Origin of the sequence: Alteromonas sp. S015 (assembly GCF_036864485.1) — a bacterium.
In the GTDB taxonomy this organism is placed as follows: Bacteria; Pseudomonadota; Gammaproteobacteria; order Enterobacterales; family Alteromonadaceae; genus Alteromonas.
In genome coordinates, this window is the sequence record NZ_JAZETO010000012.1 from 37,241 (window position 1) to 55,151 (window position 17,911).

Annotated in this window: 14 protein-coding genes; 7 read left to right on the forward strand and 7 right to left on the reverse strand. The window is 44.0% G+C overall.

The annotated features are described in order from the left end of the window. Positions 1-14: 14 nt before the first annotated feature. From betA to V7R42_RS18925, 3 genes are all read left to right on the forward strand, one after another. Positions 15-1,667 carry a choline dehydrogenase gene (gene betA / locus V7R42_RS18915; RefSeq protein ID WP_334022172.1) on the forward strand — a complete coding sequence of 551 codons (1,653 nt, stop codon included), beginning with the start codon at positions 15-17 and terminating at the stop codon, positions 1,665-1,667. Positions 1,668-1,834: 167 nt separating this feature from the next. Then, positions 1,835-3,052 (forward strand): BCCT family transporter, encoded by a 1,218-nt coding sequence (locus V7R42_RS18920; protein WP_334022174.1) that lies wholly within the window; start codon positions 1,835-1,837, stop codon positions 3,050-3,052. Positions 3,053-3,190: 138 nt separating this feature from the next. Continuing rightward, the gene (locus V7R42_RS18925) at positions 3,191-3,913 is read left to right on the forward strand and encodes a TorF family putative porin (protein WP_334022177.1); all 723 of its coding nucleotides are present in this window, start codon (positions 3,191-3,193) and stop codon (positions 3,911-3,913) included. A 118-nt stretch (positions 3,914-4,031) separates the two neighbouring features. On the opposite strand, the gene rlmF is transcribed toward V7R42_RS18925, so the two are convergent. Next, positions 4,032-4,991, reverse strand: a complete 960-nt coding sequence (rlmF, locus tag V7R42_RS18930; RefSeq protein ID WP_334022180.1) for a 23S rRNA (adenine(1618)-N(6))-methyltransferase RlmF — start codon at positions 4,989-4,991, stop codon at positions 4,032-4,034. A gap of 6 nt (positions 4,992-4,997) precedes the next feature. Further along, positions 4,998-5,474 carry a redox-sensitive transcriptional activator SoxR gene (gene soxR, locus V7R42_RS18935; RefSeq protein WP_334022182.1) on the reverse strand — a complete coding sequence of 159 codons (477 nt, stop codon included), beginning with the start codon at positions 5,472-5,474 and terminating at the stop codon, positions 4,998-5,000. A 107-nt stretch (positions 5,475-5,581) separates the two neighbouring features. Between soxR and V7R42_RS18940 the strand changes: the two genes are divergently transcribed. Together V7R42_RS18940 and V7R42_RS18945 are read left to right on the forward strand one after the other, a co-directional pair. Beyond that, on the forward strand, positions 5,582-5,962 hold the full coding sequence (locus tag V7R42_RS18940; RefSeq protein WP_334022185.1) for a VOC family protein: 381 nt from the start codon (positions 5,582-5,584) through the stop codon (positions 5,960-5,962). A 133-nt stretch (positions 5,963-6,095) separates the two neighbouring features. Next, positions 6,096-7,436, forward strand: a complete 1,341-nt coding sequence (locus V7R42_RS18945; protein WP_334022188.1) for a M24 family metallopeptidase — start codon at positions 6,096-6,098, stop codon at positions 7,434-7,436. Positions 7,437-7,645: 209 nt separating this feature from the next. Here V7R42_RS18945 and V7R42_RS18950 read toward each other — a convergent pair whose 3' ends face one another. From V7R42_RS18950 to V7R42_RS18960, 3 genes are all read right to left on the reverse strand, one after another. Continuing rightward, positions 7,646-8,113 (reverse strand): DUF3718 domain-containing protein, encoded by a 468-nt coding sequence (locus tag V7R42_RS18950; RefSeq protein WP_334022190.1) that lies wholly within the window; start codon positions 8,111-8,113, stop codon positions 7,646-7,648. Positions 8,114-8,436: 323 nt separating this feature from the next. Then, positions 8,437-9,549, reverse strand: a complete 1,113-nt coding sequence (locus V7R42_RS18955) for a hypothetical protein (RefSeq protein WP_334022192.1) — start codon at positions 9,547-9,549, stop codon at positions 8,437-8,439. A 174-nt stretch (positions 9,550-9,723) separates the two neighbouring features. After that, positions 9,724-10,524, reverse strand: coding sequence for a PaaX family transcriptional regulator (locus V7R42_RS18960; RefSeq protein ID WP_334022194.1), 801 nt, complete (start codon positions 10,522-10,524; stop codon positions 9,724-9,726). A 212-nt stretch (positions 10,525-10,736) separates the two neighbouring features. Between V7R42_RS18960 and V7R42_RS18965 the strand changes: the two genes are divergently transcribed. Beyond that, positions 10,737-12,401: an acyl-CoA dehydrogenase family protein gene (locus V7R42_RS18965; RefSeq protein ID WP_334022196.1), complete on the forward strand. Its 1,665-nt coding sequence runs from the start codon at positions 10,737-10,739 to the stop codon at positions 12,399-12,401. Positions 12,402-12,537: 136 nt separating this feature from the next. On the opposite strand, the gene V7R42_RS18970 is transcribed toward V7R42_RS18965, so the two are convergent. Continuing rightward, entirely contained in the window at positions 12,538-15,096 is a 2,559-nt protein-coding gene (locus V7R42_RS18970) for a glycoside hydrolase family 97 catalytic domain-containing protein (protein WP_334022197.1), read from the reverse strand. A gap of 99 nt (positions 15,097-15,195) precedes the next feature. After that, positions 15,196-16,365: a DUF5009 domain-containing protein gene (locus tag V7R42_RS18975; RefSeq protein ID WP_334022201.1), complete on the reverse strand. Its 1,170-nt coding sequence runs from the start codon at positions 16,363-16,365 to the stop codon at positions 15,196-15,198. A 570-nt stretch (positions 16,366-16,935) separates the two neighbouring features. On the opposite strand from V7R42_RS18975, the gene V7R42_RS18980 reads away from it, so the two are divergent. After that, positions 16,936-17,784 (forward strand): hypothetical protein, encoded by an 849-nt coding sequence (locus V7R42_RS18980; RefSeq protein WP_334022204.1) that lies wholly within the window; start codon positions 16,936-16,938, stop codon positions 17,782-17,784. Positions 17,785-17,911 lie beyond the last annotated feature (127 nt).

Sequence of the window (17,911 nt, forward strand, 5' to 3'; positions counted from 1 at the left end):
CAGTAGGAGTACATATGCAGACATTTGACTACATTATCGTTGGAGCGGGTTCAGCCGGCTGTGTGCTAGCGAACCGCTTATCAGAAAACCCAAAGCACAAAGTATTGCTGCTTGAAACCGGTGGCTCAGACAAGAGCATTTTCATCAAAATGCCAACGGCGCTGTCTATTCCTATGAATACCGACAAGTATGCGTGGCAATTTAACACTGAAAAAGAGCCGTATTTAAACAACCGTGAAATGCACTGCCCACGCGGTAAAGTACTGGGCGGCTCGTCGTCTATTAACGGAATGGTATACGTACGCGGCCACGCTGAAGACTTTGATGAATGGGAAGCTCACGGCGCAGAAGGCTGGAATTACCAAGCCTGCCTACCGTATTTTCAAAAGGCAGAAACCTGGTACAAGGGTAACGATGCTTACCGCGGTGGTAATGGCGAACTTGGCGTCAATAACGGTAACGAGATGAAGAACCCCCTTTACACGGCCTTCATTAAAGCCGGTAAACAGGCGGGCTACGACATCACTAACGATTATAACGGCAAGCAGCAGGAAGGCTTTGGGCCTATGCATATGACCGTGAAGGATGGTGTGCGTAGTTCGGCAAGCCGTGAATATCTTGACCCGGTTAAATCGCGCAAGAATTTAACCATAGTGACGGGCGCGCTGGTGACTAAAGTTGTGCTGGCTAATAAAGTCGCGAAAGGCGTTGAGTATGTGGTCAACGGTAAAACCGAAACTGCAACTACATCTAACGAAGTTATTTTAAGTGCCGGCTCTATTGGCTCGCCACATATTCTGCAACTTTCTGGAATTGGCGACAAAGATATTCTTGAAAAAGCAGGTGTCGATGTTAAACACCACCTGCCGGGTGTGGGTCAAAACCTGCAAGATCATTTGGAATTTTATTTCCAGTACAAGTGCAAACAGCCCATTACGTTAAATCGCAAACTAGGCGTAATTTCAAAAGGCTTGATTGGCGCTCGCTGGTTACTAAATCGTTCTGGGTTAGGTGCAACGAATCACTTCGAGTCTTGCGCGTTTATTCGTTCGAAAGCCGATGTAGAGTGGCCTGATATTCAATACCACTTCTTGCCAGCCGCTATCCGTTATGACGGTAAATCAGCATTCGATGGCGACGGTTTTCAAGTGCACGTCGGCCATAACAAACCTAAAAGTAGAGGTAGCGTAACCCTTCAGTCGGCCGACCCGACGGTTCCGCCTAAAATCTTGTTCAACTACTTGCAACACCAAGATGATATTGAAGGGTTTCGAGCTTGCGTAAGACTTACAAGGGAAATCATCGCACAGCCAGCATTCAATGACTTCAGAGACGGCGAAATTCAGCCTGGCGAGCACATTCAGACGGATGAAGAAATAGACGCGTTTGTACGCGAAGCCGTTGAGAGCGCTTACCACCCGTCGTGTTCATGCAAAATGGGCGAAGATGAGATGGCGGTAGTGGATTCTCAAACCAATGTGCATGGCATTGAAGGGTTGCGCGTGGTGGATTCGTCTATCTTCCCCACGATTCCAAACGGAAACCTAAATGCGCCAACCATTATGGTAGCGGAAAAGGCCGCGGATATGATTTTAGGTAAACCCGCTTTGCCACCACAAAATGTGCCTGTGGATATTCACCCTAAGTGGCAAACCGAGCAACGGTAAACGTTAAAACTTTCTAGCACCAGTGCGTTTGTTCTACAGCAGGCGCACCTTCCACAGTGCCTATATGCCGCCGTTCAAGGTGACTATGCGTGTAGCTGGGTGGGCTGTTTAATAACGAAAAAAAGGAAAAAACATGCTTTATTTTTATCAATATTGGGAGGGTGATAATGACAGTATGGCTTAGTGCAGGCATTATTTTCACCTTACTTTCTGTAGCCTATATTTTGTTTAAATGGGGCAACATGAAAGTGGTCGGCGTAACGCCAGTTAGAACCTTCACCTTTATTGCTATTCTTTTTACCTCAGGTTTAGATGTGGGTCTTATTATGTTCCCACTCACTGAATTTGCTGGTTATGCTGACATAAGCGCAAGTCCTGAATATGCATTCACCAATCCGCTCGCCATTGAGTTTGGATTTTGGGGATTCTTAATTTGGGGATTCTATTTTCTTACTTGTTTTTATTTCTGCGTAATTGAGCCGAAGGTAAAGTTTTTCGAACTTCCTATTGTTAAGTTCGTCAACAACGTTGTGATCATCGGAACCTGTGCATTCACAGCTTTCTTACTGCTGTCTAACCTTCCATGGTACCTGCCGTCAGTCGGTGACGGTGAATCCGTAGTGCCTGCGTTCTATCTTATTGTGTTCGCAGCTATTGCTTTTGCGGTGTATTCAAGTACTAGTATTAAGTACGTACGCATTTTAAGCCTAACTACTACGTGGGTATTTATTGCCCTAATTGTTGGCATGTGGGCCGCAGCATTTGTGTTTGGCGAAAGTGAGATAACGGCTTATTTTACCAACCTAGGTCTTATTGGCGGGTATTTTGCGAACATCGATAACTTCGTACTACCCATTAATGAGTATCACGAGTTCTATCTATTCTGGTGGTTCAGCTGGAGTATCATGATAGGTCAGTTTACGTCTCGTTTCGTGGGTGGTCTTAAAACTTATCAAGTTATGCTGGCTATGATGGTTATCCCATCTATTCCTATCGCTGCATGGTTTTCAGTGTTGTACCACTATCATAGCGCCGGTATTCCTACAGAAGGAATAACCAATATGGCGATGGTATTTGTAGGTATCGTTTTTGTAATCAACTCACTTGATTCACTAATCAGGCTTTATACCGACAACCTTAATATGACCGTGGAGCGCATTGGAAAAGGTAATTATATTGCCCTTAACATCGTGGCACTATCGCTGCTTACGCTGTTATTCAAACTAGACTTCTTGCAAATTCAGTGGGTAGGTGCGCTAGTTATCGCTATCTTCTTCAGCTGCTTTGCGTTTATTTTGAGTCAGAAGTTTAAATCGGTGACGGCTATCAAAACATCGCCGAAAGAAAACAAAATCGACTTTACCAAGATAGAAAATCTTAACTAATTAAATCAATGACTTTCTACCCCATTAACATTGGCTCACTGTGAGCCAATGGGGGTAAGTATTGCCCGAAAACAGTGTAAAAGTGCATTAACTAAAAAGCGGGCCAATTAAAACAACGATAAAAACTGGTGTTTAACAATGAAAAAATTGAATACTTTTTTTACATCCACGCCTATTTTCACAGTGGCTATTGTCGCAGCGTTATATTCCTCAGCATCATTCGCTGATTGGAGCGCCAATATCTCTGCGGTTTCAGACTATACCTTCAACGGCGTTAGCCAAACGCAAAACGACCCTGCACTACAAGGCGGTGTTGACAAAGCATTTGATAACGGCACTTACGCAGGCACGTGGGCATCTAACGTAGATTTCGGCGGCGATACTAACCTTGAATGGGATTTCTACGTAGGTCGTTATCAAATGCTAACCAATGCGGTAAGTATCGACTACGGTATCGCCTATTACTCTTATCACGGCGGTGACGATTCCAGTGACGGGAACTACCCTGAACTGTACACCAAATTCGGTTATGCCAGTGACTACGGTAGCTCAGAACTAAACTTCTGGTACACGTGGGATTACTTTGGAACAGGCGCAAAACACGCCATCGCGATGGTTGCTCATACCTTTGAACTCGCACCCAACCACAATTTACGTGCAAGCTTTGACGTATCTAACTCCTTAGACAGTGACAAGTGGCTGTGGAATGGTGATGACACCTCTTTCTACCACTACCGTTTGGCTTATCAGACGAGCTATGAAGGCTTTGATTTCGAAATTGCTGCGGAAAACACCAATCTCGATTTTGATACTGCCGATGAACGCATTGTATTTGGCGTATCGAAAACCTTTAGCTTCTAAAGGTTGAATTGGAGCGTGTTTTTTAACCGCTTTGCTTCACAATAGTTACGCGTGCTCGGATTACGCCGTGCACGCTAATTCAACACTACTCTATTAATTTAGCTTTGCTATACTCCGGTTAAAAAGTCCACGCTATAAAGCGACTTAGCTTGCTGCCCTGCCCCATATCAATCACTTTACACTGCGCAGCACCATAATAATCAATACTGGTTTTAATGGGTTTCAAATGGGCACTCTTCGACACCAAGCAGGTGAACCATTCTACGTTGTCTTTTACAGAGACACTCTCTTGAACCATGCGCTGAATGAAGGCAAGTTCACCGCCTTCGCACCACAGTTCATTCGCTTGGCCCGCAAAATTCAAGTTTGCGTCCTTACCTTGGTAAGCGGCATTTTTACCTTGTAGCTTAGATGTACAATGCCCAAAACCTTGCTCACGATTATCGGTGAACTTTGCACCACTTCGTTTCTGTTTATTACGGGTTAAATTAGATGTCTTCCTTCGCGTGCCTGAAAGTGCATCTTGTGCAGACTTATGAAATGGAGGATTACACATAGTAAACGTAAACCGTTCATTGTCTTTGATTACGCCGTTAAAAATATGTGCATTATTTGCTTGTTTGCGAACTTGGAATTTGTTGACTAACACACTATTTTTGCTGGCAATGGTGTTAGCACTTTTTACTGCGCCATGGTCAACATCGCTGCCTACAAACGACCAGTTATAAGATGTAACGCCGATAATAGGATAGATAGCATTTGCGCCCACGCCAATATCAAGTCCACGAATGTTTTCCCTCTTAGAGGCTGTTGCTTTTATTAGGTCGGCAATGCCGTGAATATAATCGGCCCTGCCAGGTACAGGGGGGCATAGATAGCCATCAGGAATATCCCAGTATTCAAGGCGGTAGTAGTGATGAAGTAAGGCCGCATTAAGCACCTTCACCGCTTGTGGGTTAGTGAAATCTATACTGGTATTACCGCTTTTAGCACGCACGAGAAACGGCTTAAGCGCTGGGTATGTCTGGCACAGCGCATCCATGGGATAGCCGTTCTTGTGGAGATTTTTTGGGTGCATGAAGCGCTACTTTTTGTGTGAAACTAAAAACTGGGATTGCACGTTTTCGTCGAGCAATTGGGCACCGCTACCTTGGGCTGCCACTTTATCGTCGGTATTGTAAAGCCTACAGCGCTCTAATGACAAACACCCACAGCCAATACAGCCTTCTAGCGACGTTTTCAAACTGGTCAGTGCCGCAATTTTTGCTTCAATATGCTCATTAAATACTGTGCTTAGTTTCGCCCAATCGGCTTGGGTCGGTGTTCTGTTGTCAGGCAGTGTAGACAACAGATTCTTTATCTCAGCAAGGGAATAACCCATGTTTTGCGCGATTAAAATAAAAGAAACCCTGCGAATAACAGAGCGAGGGAATGCTCTATTCCCACCATTGGTGCGCACAGAAGGAATAAGCCCTTCGTTGGCATAATAGCGAATTAATGAAACAGCATTGCCAGTGCGTTTGGCAATAAAGCCAATGCTTACCATAGGTTCTGGTGCCATAACGCTCCTTTTTCCTAATTTTTAAATAGCACATAAAAACGCTTGATCTAAAGTTAGCTTTAGATATTAAGCTGTTTTTCGTTGATTATCTACACAAGGAAAAATACATGACGACTTCATACTTAGAGCACGCAAATATCACCGTTGAAAACCCAGATGAGCTAGCCAGCTTACTTTGTACACTATTTGGTTGGAAAGTACGGTGGAGCGGCGGCGCCAAAAATGACGGCTACACGGTGCACGTAGGAAACGATAAAGACTACCTTGCCCTTTACAGGCCTAAAACTATCAATGATATAGAAAGCGACTATCAAACTTTGGCCAATGTTAATCACATAGGCATTGTGGTGCCCAATTTAGACGAAACAGAGCAGCGGGTTCTGGCGCTAAATTTCAATACTTTTAGCCATGGCGATTATGAACCAGGTAGACGCTTTTATTTCATGGCTCAGCAAAATATAGAGATTGAAGTCGTTTCATATGCATAGTGCTCAGAAGTGTTTCATCTAGCTGAGCCTTCACTAATAGTGTTAGATTAGATTTACCCGTGCGCGCTTCAATTTGTATTTGATATAGATAAACGCGCACTGTGATCATTTTAACAATAGACAGGAAACATGGATGAGAAAGGTACTAACGATAAGTTTAGGTTTAGTAATGCTATCCCTATCGGCAAACGCATGGGCGAATAACATATTGAGTATGAAAGAGCGCAGCGAGCTGATTGATAAAATCACCGTTGAACGCTTCAATTCGGTCCTGCCCCAAATTATGGAGCGTGAGGGCATCGACATGTGGGTGTTAATGTCTCGAGAATACAATGAAGATCCTGTCTTAAAAACCATGCTGCCTTCTACGTGGATGTCTGCAAGACGCCATACCATGTTGGTCATCTATAATCCTGGCGACGGCCAACCGCTAGAACGTTTGGCGGTAGCAAGATACGCAGTAGGTTCACTATTTAAAAAGGCCTGGGATAAGGAAGCGCAACCCGACCAATGGAAAGCATTGAAACACGTTATCGAAGCCCGAAATCCCGTTAAAATAGCCATTAATGTGTCTGATGCATTTGCACTCGCTGATGGCATGACCTCTACCGAACACGAAAAATTTATGACGGTACTTCCTGAAGCGCTGAAAAGCCGCGTCGTAAGTGGCGAAAGACTCTCAATCGGTTGGCTGGAAACGCGCAGTAACCTAGAAATGCAGTATTATCCGGTACTTACTCAAATTGGTCATTCGCTGATAGCCACGGCATTTTCAAATGAAGTCATTACCCCTAATGTGACGACAACAGACGATGTAGTGTGGTGGCTGCGTGATCAAACACGCGCTTTAGGACTGACCAACTGGTTTCACCCTACTGTCTCAATTCAGCGTAAAGACAGTGAAGTCTTCGATCAAGTAACCGCGTTTAGCAAACGTCCTGGCGAGAGTATCATTCGGCCGGGCGATCTTATTCATGTTGATTTTGGTATTACTTACCTTCGACTAAACACTGATCAACAGCAGCACGCTTACATATTAAAGCCCGGGGAAAAAGATGCGCCTGCATCCCTTAAAAAAGCACTCGAATCTGGAAACCGCTTGCAGGACATACTGACCGGTAATTTTAAAGTAGGCAGGACAGGTAACACTATTTTGAGTATGTCGCGACAGCAGGCTATTAAACAAGGCATTACGCCCGCTATTTATACCCACCCGCTTGGTTTTCATGGACATGCGGCTGGCCCAACCATAGGAATGTGGGACGCACAAGAAGGCGTACCAATAAAAGGTGATTACCCAATGTTTGCACAAACGGCCTATTCAATAGAGCTTAACGCGGCATGCTTTATTAATGAATGGAAAAAAGAGATACGAATTATGCTGGAAGAAGATGCGTTTTTTGACGGCGAGAAAGTAACGTATTTAGATGGCAGACAAACTACGTTTCATTTGATTTACTCTGATGAAAATTAATAACTATAGTTAGCGCGTTATGCCTTTTTTCAGGCAAATTCATAATGTAAGGCAATGACCTCTGTGACAGGCATTTAAGCGGATATGAGGGGACTCATGTAGATTTAAAGTGATGCGGTCGTAAAGTGTCAGGCCTTTCGCCCTTTCAAACGAAAGGCCATGAAACTGTACAAAATATTAGCAGTAGGTTGCTATCCTAAAATAAAGTCTTACTCAGCAGCTGTGCGAACAACTACGTTTTCTGCACTGTATTCACGAACAAAATCAGACATTGCTTTGTGGTTACAGATAATATTCTCACCTTCCAAACCAAACTTCGCTAGTGCAGCTTCTTTACCTACAGAAAGCGCTTCTAGACAAGCCTGTGACGCAACATCTTGGTTCTTAGCAACAAGCGCTACAGTTTTTGCGTTTTCAGTCGCCTTATTGTTTTTGTACATGTAAGCAAACGTGCGAAGCGATTCACCGTTACAACGTACAGAAGCACTAAACTCTTCGGCATTAAAACCATTTGCGCGGATAAGACGCAACGCAGGGCCAAAGCCATCTTTAGCGGCAGTTAAACACGCTTGTGTTTCGATGTTGTCGTTCATTGGCTTTAATACGATATCTTTTGCGAAAGTTTGAGCGGCAGCAACAGATAATGTTAGAGCAATAGCGAAAGTAGACAGTTTCATTTTTGAATTCCTATTTTGTAACTAAATTAGATATCACCTAAGTGATGTGCACATTATGAACAATACTTTCAGAAAATAAAGCTTTTTTCGTAATTTAATTACATAAATAGCAAAATAAACAGTCAGATCACGACAATAATGAAAGTTATTTACAAGATTCAACAAATTTAATATAAAATTTTACATATAAGTCTTTTTAGTTACAGGCTGTAAGAAGAAGGGATAAAAAAAGCGCGCATGAAATCACTTTCAGCGCGCTTAGCTTAGCTTAGTTAATGAGAAGGTGTAAAAGCGATTGCTTGAATACCCTAAAACGTTCAACGCTACAAAATGAGATCGTGCATCCAATTAAGTGAAGGTAAATGCTGTTCTGGTTGGTAAAAGAGTCGATTCAGCCTGCCCAATAAATTAACGGAACGACTGGGATCGTGCGCTTTAACCCTATGCTCACTTTCGGTAAGCATGAATTCCCATGGCTGAAGATTGAGATCGTCTACTTCTTCTTGCCTAACACCCAGTGCCTTTAACGTTGTCAAAATTCGCTCCGTCTTGCTTTCGGCAATAGGAATAATTTCGTTGCCGTATAAATTGTCGAGCGGCGCATTGATGGCTTCTAATGTGTGATTTATTGCTGCCCATACCTCATCGTGATCAAACGCCCAGCCTCGCGGCGCGTAGTACCCTTCTACTTCCCATTCAAATTCAGCGTTACTCACTGCGATGGAGCTTTCCGCCTCGGGGGAATAGGCTAAATCAGGTTTAGCGCCAATATTGTAAGCGTCTACACTCATCGCAACGCAAATGATCAAATCACTACAGTGTTGTTTATTTGTGTAAAGCGCTTCAAAAGCCGCCCGCTTTACCCCCATCCAACCGTGAACTCTTGAGGGTTGTTCAACAAAGTGTCTTACGTCATCGGGTAAGTCTTCACCATAGGCATTGATAAGCAGAGGAAGCGGGTTTTGATCTGGCGCTTCATCTGGCATCCACACTTCGTACTCTTGTCGGTTATCTGCTTTTCCGCGACTCTTAATTCCGTACGACAAGTTCACTGGACGACAAATACTTCTATCTTCATCCACCTTGTGAAAATACTCAGAACGCATGCGTTTAATGAATGGCGCGTCTAGCCCTGCTAACGCGGCCGTTGGATAGCGATAGCCTATTTCACTATGCTCAACCATGTGTAAGGTGGGAATCGCCTGTGTCAGCTTATTCTTCAATCCTGACAATGTATTGACTTTGGGCAGTACAATGCTTCTCTCTGGCTCGATGGTAAGCCTGCTTCCATCTTCGGTGACGAACTTTGGCGTTTTATGAAATTCATAACCCGTAAGCCCTAAGGCATCCACCGCGGCATTGCGATATTGAGAAAGCTCATTGAAAAGCGCCGTGTGATTGCGAATATGCTTAAATAACGGTCTTGTTGCGGTCATTTTTTCTCCATTTACGCTGCTTCCATTGGAGCTAATTACATTTAGCGTTCTATGCGGCCAAATAATTACTTACCGCCTCATCTTTCTGACTGTTCTCACACAATACATCTATATGTGAGATTTACGCTCAACTGTGTGTAGCGTATCTTTAACCCTTTTTTTGAGCTGTTTACCTTAGTATTGATTTAAAAAGCGGTGCCATATTTGTGCGCCAACATCATCGTACCGCTTAACTAGATGGCGATAGCGCTCGCGCATTGCAACATCTGCCAGTGGCGAAGGCAGTAAAGGGTCAAATACCAGATGGTATAACGCCCTGTCTCCTATCACATAGGATTCTTTTGTTGCTTCTTCAAGGGGTAAAGACGGTAAGCGAACAAGAGATTCCTCTATTTCACTGCATCCGTTTTTATAAAGCGCTTCTAGATTTAGGTGGCGCCATAACCCCATCGCCTTGCTTTGTACTTTACTGTCAAAGTCACTGGCGCTAAACACGAGCGCCTTCCTCGACAGACCAAGTGCGTAGAGTTTGTCTCTCACTCCATCCACACCGCCTGAAAAATTGTTCGGTCTAAGGTAAACGTCGTTTGTTAGCTTTCTCATCCCCACAAGCTTCAGCGCTCGTTCATTATTTCTGAGCTGCTTTTTATCACTTTTAGGAAGCGTGCTGGTTTGAACGATTATCCAATCGTTTTGCCAGGGTTCTAGCCCAACTTCATCTTCTCGCCACTGATGTATTTCTTTGGCAAAACGGATGCCCTTATCACTCAGTTCGTAATAGCCGCGTTCAACCAGGGTGATAAGCTGCGCAGACTGCAATCGGGTTAGCGTTACTCGAATGTTGTTTTCAGAAATACCAAACAGTGCCCCCACGCGAACAGCTGCACTGGCATTCATTTGAATATTGTCTCGGGAGCCCAACAGCTTTAGCAGTAGTTTTCTTGCTACAGGCTTTTTCTCTTTTTCTAATTCCAAACTCTATTTACTTCTTTGTCACAGGTAGAACGTAGTTTTTGAATCAAAATCTAAGGTGACTTAATGCCAAACGTGTGTCTGTTCATCATCATATAAACACGCGCCTAGCACAAACATTACATAGAATATCAATTTGCAACCGCCATTGTAATATTTTAAGGTGGATACCTAATACAAAGACATGCCTTATTTATTCATTAAGTGGAAATGCCATGACTTCATCAAATCGTTTTGTTACGCACGTTGTTGAGAACCAACCCACTATTCCCGCACCCTACAATTTGTGGCGAGATGATTCGTTACTGCGCGAGTTAGTCGACCAACACTTACCGTTAACACACCAACATGACGAAGGGTTATTAAGCCAGTATGGGCAACTTACGGGTGATGCACTTATGGATCACGGCGAGCTTGCTAACAAGAATAAGCCCATTCTTCATACCTTCGATCGCTATGGTCGCCGCATAGACGATGTTGAATTTCATCCCAGTTACCACGCACTCATGGACAGTGCGATGCAGCACAATGTACATAACTATTCCTGGAAACATGAGGGCATTGATGGCGCGCACACCATCCGAGCTGCGCTGATGTATATGCATTATCAAGCTGAGTCTGGCACATCCTGTCCGCTCACCATGACACATGCCGCCATCCCGGCCATGCGGTATGGAAATCAGTTGCCATCCGACTACCTAGATAAAACTATAAATGGTGTTTACGACTCTCGCTCCTTGCCAGCCCGCAAGAAACGCGGGCTAACCATAGGAATGGGTATGACAGAAAAGCAAGGTGGGTCGGATGTTAGGCGCAACACTACTAGAGCAGTAAAACAGGCTGATGGTAGTTACACAATTGTAGGGCATAAATTCTTTTTCTCAGCTCCCATGTGCGACGCTCATCTGATCCTTGCGCAAGCCGAAGGCGGCTTAAGCTGCTTCTTGCTGCCAAGGATACTGGAAAATGGTGAACGTAATAACGTGCGAATTCAGCGCTTAAAAGACAAGCTAGGCGACTGGAGCAATGCATCGTCTGAAGTTGAATTCCAGGAAGCCACGGCATACTTGATTGGCGAAGAGGGCCGTGGGGTGCCAGTGATCATCGATATGGTATCGCTTACCCGGTTAGACTGCATGATTGGCTCATCGGCACTTATGCGTCAGTCATTAGTACACGCATTGCATCACGTAAGTCATCGCGACGCATTCGGTAGAACCTTAGTTAACCAGCCTTTAATGCAAAACGTTCTGGCAGACCTTACCATTGAGTGCGCAGCCGCAACCGCGCTTACTATGCGCGTTGCCAAAGCAGTCGACAACGCGTCGCGAAATAGCTCTGAAGCGGCATTAGCAAGGCTGGCCACGGCAATAGGAAAATACTGGGTCTGTAAACGCACGCCCATGTTTGTTAACGAAGCACAAGAATGTTTAGGCGGTATTGGTTACGTTGAAGAAAACCCTATGCCCCGTTACTACCGCCAAGCCCCGCTGAACTCTATTTGGGAAGGCAGTGGAAACGTTCAATGCTTAGATGTACTGCGCGCACTAGCCAAAGAGCCTTATGTGAAAGAGGCCTTAACTAACGAACTTAAAACGCAAGCAGGAAAAAATAAGCACTACGATATTCATCTTAGTAAGCTATTCGACGCATTAGCGAATACGCATAATTTAGAAACGCGCAGTCGTTATTTAACAGAACAAATGGCGCTAGCGCTCCAGGCCTGCTCGTTACTTGCTAACAACAATGCTCTTGTCGACATTGCCCACACGTTCTGTGAATCGAGGCTTAGCAATGCATGTGGCCTAGCTTTAGGGACATTGCCCGACACCGTACAGTTTGAAAAAATTATTGCACTGGGTCGGGTTTCATCTAGTTAAACCATTTTACGGTCAACTAGCCAAGTAAGAATGGCCTATCAATCAACGTTAGCCTGATAGGGAAAATTCAGCAAGTTTATGACTAAGTGTGTACCCAATTGCAATCATGCTCGAACGCAATTGGGCTGCAAGCTAATTAATTCACAATGATTTCGTCGGCAAAAATAAACACTTCCTGGCCAGGGCGAATATGCCAATCAGGCAATACACCCAGACTTGTTGCAGTAACCCTTATGTAGCGCACGTCTTGCTCTGAAAATTCAGCAGTAAAGTCTTTGCGCTGAAAATCAGGTACATCAGCCGTGGTTTCGTATGTTTCCATTCCAACTGTGGTAAAGCGTTCATTATCACTTGATACGTCAAAGGTTACTGCAGTGGGGAACATTATGGAATGCAAAATACTCTGCATAAAGCCCGCCGATATTTGTTTCACTTTTTGACGTTCACCAAGATCGATGGTGGCGGTGAAGTCAATATTGCGGAAACCCAACCATTGGCTGGTGTAATCAGCACTGCCGCGCTCGCCGTCTATCAAGGTTATTGCACCGTCGTCGCTATAGTTGCGATGTGGTGTTGGCTTCAGTGTGACGCTCTTGTTTTCGGCTAAATGATGTACTTTTATTACCTCGCCAAAATGACCACCTTTTTCGAAGCTGGCAAGCCTATGTGCAACTTTCTGCGTGTACTGCTGGGCATTAAGTGTACCCTCGTGTTTATCCAGTAAGGGGTCGATTTCAATGGCTACGCCACCGCCACTTGCCATTACTAAAGGGATTTCACTGTGTTTATTAACCACAACATTAACGTACTCAAAAGCTTCTGGGTTGCTGGTGTAGTCTGTGTCATCGCCGTCCGAATATATTCTGGCAACGTATTGCTTATCTTCAAGTAAAAAACTGAAGTTCAAGGGAAGTTGTCTAGGGTGTTCGTCGGTGGTTGCGCCTACAAACCACTTTTGTCCATCGCGACGGGCGACCACATAGTAATCGCCAATTTCCGCGTGCTGCACCTGAGTTTCGTCCCAACTGGTAGGTACATTCTCGATAAACGTAAATGCAGCATGATCGATATAATTTTCAACCATATCTGCAGCCATTTGCATGGGGCTATATAAGGTCACATAGTGGGCCAACTGGCGAGCCAGCGTGGTGTGAATACGATATTGTCCTTGTCTATCAAACCGAATGTCAAATATACCGGGTGTGTAATCCATGGGGCCAGCCAACAAGCGAGTAAAAGGTAAGGATACTGTGTGCTCCGGCGGGTTTCCTTTACTCCAGCCGTTCCATTCCATACCGCGTCCTCCCTCACGTGTCATCATATTGGGGAACGTCCGACGAAGACCTGTCGGTTTAATTGGCTCGTGTGCGTTTAGCATAATTTGGTTGTCAGCGGCCAGTGTTAAAACGTGGCGATAATGGTTTACCATAGGTTGGCTATGGTGATACGTACCTGTTGGCCGCATTGCGCCTGCATAGCCAGTTTTTAGTGCGTGTACACCTGCCTTACGATAAAGCGCGAAGGCGTCTTCTAGCTGACGTTCGTATTCTGGAATATTGCCGCCGGTTTCGTGGTGACCAATCAGCGTTACTCCGTTATGCTTCGCATATTGGGCCAGTTCAAGCAAGTCGAAATCGTCGTAAGCCTGGGTAAAGTCTTGCTGGTTAAGTGGCGTATGCCAGGTTTCCCAGCCTTTGTTCCATCCTTCCACCAATACACCACCTATGCCGTGGCGAGCTGCAAAATCAATGTAAGCTTTCGTATTCTCGGTCGTTGCTCCATGTTTAGGCCCTGCTTCCCACGTGTACTTGCGCATATGCATGCCCCACCATATACCGACGTACTTCATGGGTTTTATCCAGCTGGTGTCGGAAATTCTATTGGGCAAATTTAAGTTTTCCAACAGCGGAGAATTAATTAAGCCTGCTGCATTTTCAGCGAACTGAATCGTTCGCCACGGAGTAGTAAGTGGCGCGCTGCCTTTTACTTTTATACCATCTGGCCATGGCACCAATTCACTAACTAGCGTCGCATCACCTTTTTTTACCAATGTCATTCCAGCGTAGTCTGTAAGTGCTGCTTCGTGAATACTCACGTAATGACCAGAAGGTAGTTTGAGTGTAATAGGTGTGTTAACTGCCTCTACGTCGCTAAACTTTGTTTGTCGATGAATGTGCTCGTAACTGTCAAAGTCCTGTGGCGTCCACCAAGCGATTTCTTCGCCCGATAAAGTAAACTCACTATTTTCGGACATTATCAAAATTTCACTCAACTCTGGCTGTTTAGGCAATATGTAGCGAAATCCGAGACCATCGTTAAATAAACGAAATTCAATATTTATTTTACGAACAGGCGTTGTCGTTTTTTCAAGGTTGATAGACAGCGATGTGTAGTGGTTTTCCACTTGCTTACCCTCACCCCATAAACGTTCCCATGGTTGGTTTATCGTATCGATACGGTAGTCATTAATGACAAAGTCACGATTAAAATCTATCTCGCCTTTAACACTGATCCCTAGCGTTGAGGGTAATATGAGGGGAGTGTCTTCAGAATTTAGCCAATACGAGGGGCGCCCCTGAGAGTCGACCTTTACGAAAAGACTGAGACTTTTGTCAGGAGACTGGATACTGAGGGGGCTAGCTTTACTTTGTAAACAAAAGACGAACAAACATGAAATAATAAAAAATCTACACACAACACACCTTTAATAAGCATTGATGAATAACGGGAGGAACACTGTTACTCCCCTAAAACATGACACTGTGATCACGAGACGTTCAACCAATGCCGGAAACTACAGCTTCAGTTTAAATCCACGTTTTTTGGCTATATGGGTAATAAATACAATGATAAAAGCGAAGCATAATGAACCAATCAGCCCCAACAGGCCGGTGTTTAATACATCAGGCAAGCGCCATCCGGTAATAGTGCGCAGAGGATAAAATATATAGGGCAACATATAACACGTTAGCGTTGCACTGCCTGCTGCACCAATAGCTTTGTACCAATTTGTATATTTGCGTACCTCTACTAAGAAATACATAATGGCAAATGCAAGAATGGAGAACGCATTTGACACGGCGAGCTTGTAGACCATCCAATAATAAGGCTTGATTGCTAATCCAAATACTATATTGATTAGCGCAAATGCCACTATGGCACTGAGTAGATACAGTGGCCGTGTTTTTAGATTAATCACTAACACGGCGGTGACTAAGCCAGCTGACGTAAACGCTGGAATGTACCCTTGAATAATGGTGCCAGCGAAAGTAAATGGAAAAGGAATAGTACTCAGTGGACCGGCGAAGTTAAGAATGGTTAGCACGTAAAAAACAACAAAGGCTAAACCGTGAGACAACAATTTGGTTCCAAAAATCATGGCAACCATCGCATTAGCGAGATAAGCCCAACCTATTAAGCCAAGGATGCCCCACCATAAGGTACTAAAACGCACCGTTGCATCTTCCCCTCCCCGGTACGCTACTGCCAGAAAAATAAGTAATACAACCCCAATAACTTGAATGGGTTTATGCCATTTTTCCGGCACAGGGCTGGCTTGCCAGTCCATCCAGATCATAAAAACGCCTAGTGTCATAAAGATACTCCACCAAGCTTGATTAAACACAGGCATGTCGTTGCTAGCATTTTCGTAATTAACAATAAACACACCTATAACAAGTAACCAGCAGGTGCGCATGGCGATATGAAAATACGTACTAGATCGTGAGTAGTTGGCGTTATCTCGCGCCATAATAGAAAAGGGAATACTCAACCCGACCACGAATAAGAAAACGGGGAAAATAAGGTCTGAGAAGCCGATAAAATTAGCTCCCGAGGGCGCATGTTTTAACCATTTGCTAACGCCAGTGAGTGTTGAGAAGTCGTTGACCCAAATCATCAACAACATGGTTATAGCGCGCAGCCCATCGATGGATCTTACCCTTATCGGTCTTTCTTGAGACACTTGTTTATCCTTTTTTATATTATTCTACGTGGACGAACGTTTAAATGTAATCGATTACATTGAAAACTGCCACCCCTTTTTTGCACATTTTTAGTACTGAGGTTCTATGGCAAGATAGAGAAAAAACAATTAGCTCGTAAAATTACAACGTATCTATTGCATCTCGAGTGTGCATCTCGAATGCCAAACCCAATCTGACGAAACTGAGAAGTCTGTATCAAGCACTCATAGCCTTATTAATCATTGATTTTGTGCGCTCATCATGAAAGTGCTTGTTCGTTAGCGCGTATAATTGAATAAGTTCGGAACTGACTATGCTTTCCAAGCCTTTGACTAAAATTCTAACGATTTTTGTGATCAGCCGTTCTACAACGAGATATCAGACCGTTCGGTCAATTAAATTAAAAGATAAAACATGCGCTTACGAGGATAATGGAAAAAGTCATTGCTTTTTGATTAAAAAATGAGCTAGCTTAAATTATCGACAAACAAGGCCGGAGGCAGTTAGCGAAATCACAAATTTTACGTCAACGACGTATACAGACTATCAACCTAAGTGGAGTAGATGCCATGTTGAATTCACAGAAGTTGTTACAGAACATTGTCAGAGTAATTCCGCTGCTAGCATTGACGCTAGTGCCAATTAAAAGCCATGCAGATGCACTTACTTACGCCCATGAAAAAGGAACACATGAGGCCCTGAGTGTCGCTATTTCACCTATACTTTCAGACCTTCGTTTGTTTAATCTTTCCGTCTCTGGGCAAAAATTTTTCAGAATTTTCAATAGTGACTTTGACAATAGCAAGACCATCAGGCAACGCGCTTGCAGGCTCGCAAATCGCTGGATTTTTATTAAGAACAAGCCAAGAAAGTCAGCCTTGACTGTGTATATACCAGAACGAATCAGACCTGTGCATGCTAAGTATATTGAGGGTATAAGGTTTTCCCGCAACTATCCTCAGCAACTCAGCTGTAACAAGTTTTCAAGAGCCGAACTCGCTAGCTTTGTTCAGATATCACTGGCGTTGAAAGCGTTGAATTCTCAAGTCGATAAAGTAATCTCGAAGAGTAAATACAACAAAAGCTTCAATAGAACCCGTGTTTTGAGCCTTCAATTGAAGCCAATCCCTTTGTCGTTAGAAGTGCTTAATGGAAGCTTGAGGTTGAAGCTAGACGGATCACTTGGACCATTCAATGCCTCTATACAAGACGGGGTATCTAGAAATAGGCTGGCAAAAGGTGGTATTCACTTTTTGCTACTGGACATCGGTGAAAAACGAAGCATTTATTATGTTAGGCATTTGTCATTAGACCTAGACATTCTGGCAGGCGCGAATTTGGTGCTTGACGGCAAGATTGCAAAACTTACTTGTTCAACACAGTGTGTTCACTTTAACTCGATTACGATGAAATCATGAATATGAAATAAGATACCCCGGCTCAAATTTTACAAGCAAGGGCGCTTGATCAATTTGAGCCGGGTTCTTGGTTTTTTCTGGTCCTTAGCGATCAAGTCGTAAATGCTGTATTGCGTTAATTCTAGCC